Here is a 1,125-nt window from a genome sequence, read left to right as displayed (position 1 = left end):
TTGTCTTAGGGTCTCGTGGGCTCGGAGATGTGTATAAGAGCCAGCCCAGAATCAGAACCCTCCCCGAACCCAGCCGCCCACCGCCCTGGACCCAGGCCGCATAACCACACGCCCGGGACCCGCACGGTGGGGCTCTGCCCCTGGAGCGGGACGCGTGTGGGCGGCGATGGTGACGCAGATCAAGCAGGGCGCGCACGACCTCTGAGTGGGGCAGTCATGTGTCTACTTCATTGCGTCTGCTGATGTGCGGTGCGGTCTTGGGTGACGCCACCTCTGTGCCTGGGCCGGTGTGGAGCTCGTTCTGACCGCTATCCGCTTCTCTGTCGGCACTCGCTTGCGGGAGCAGTTCTCCGGCGTCGGGGGGCCACACCTCGGTCAGGGGTGTTGTGGGGTGGACGGTGGCGCCGGTGGCGGTGATGAAGGCGCGGAGCGCCTCGATTGCCTTGGCTGCGTCCTGGGCGGCCTGCTCCGGGGTTTCCGCGTAGTGGATTTGGCCGGTGAGGTCGAACGCGCGTTGCGCCAGCATCAGGATGCGCGGGTCGGTGTACGCGATCCGCACATCTAAGAGTTTCCCTTGGGCGGTCGAGCGTTCGCGGAAGGACGCCGAGTGCGCGTCGCGGGCGGCCTGGGTGCCGGGGTGTTCGACGCGTTGCCGGATGTAGTGGAGTTCGGCGCGGCGGTAGTAGGGGAGCCAGTTGACCAAGGCGTCGTGGGCCTGCTCCCGGTTCTTCTGCTGCTCTCTTTCGCGGCGCCGGGTGCGGAGATAGATGAACACGGAGGAGGGGATCGGCAGGCTGAGGGCGATGCCGAGCGCGATGGCGAGGGCTTCCGTGCCGCTCATGGGTCCAGTTTGCCTGGCGGTGGCACACTGGGGCGCGGCAGCGCGAAGTGCGGACGGTCGAGTGGACGGTGGGTGGTCGGTGGCTCTGGTGTCGTCCGGTACGCCGTTCGCCCGTGCGGCCGGGGAGAAGACCGCTGGGCGTCTCCCCGGCCGGGTTCGGGAGTGGCGGCCGCCGTGGCCGCTGGACCTGCACGGGACGGTCTCGCCGCATCAACGGGGGCCTCATGACCCGGCGTTCCGCGTCGAGCGGGACGGTGCCGTGTGGCGGGCGTCCCATACGCCTG

1 protein-coding gene and 1 pseudogene are annotated in these 1,125 nt (G+C 69.0%); one reads left to right on the top strand and one right to left on the bottom strand.

The genetic code is table 11. The annotated features are described in order from the left end of the window. Positions 1-214: 214 nt before the first annotated feature. Complete coding sequence (locus ETD96_RS44015; protein WP_138642384.1) at positions 215-841, bottom strand: hypothetical protein; 627 nt, start codon at positions 839-841, stop codon at positions 215-217. A 79-nt stretch (positions 842-920) separates the two neighbouring features. On the opposite strand from ETD96_RS44015, the pseudogene ETD96_RS46355 reads away from it, so the two are divergent. Further along, positions 921-1,125: pseudogene (locus ETD96_RS46355) on the top strand (hypothetical protein); the annotation flags it as partial.

This window comes from Actinomadura geliboluensis (assembly GCF_005889745.1).
In the GTDB taxonomy this organism is placed as follows: domain Bacteria; phylum Actinomycetota; class Actinomycetes; order Streptosporangiales; family Streptosporangiaceae; genus Spirillospora; species Spirillospora geliboluensis.
This window is presented reverse-complemented; position numbering and strand designations above follow the sequence as displayed.

What these genes read in the sequence shown, in the direction of transcription:
- ETD96_RS44015 (WP_138642384.1), bottom strand. Translation starts at nt 841, where the DNA reads ATGAGCGGCACGGAAGCCCTCGCCATCGCGCTCGGCATCGCCCTCAGC.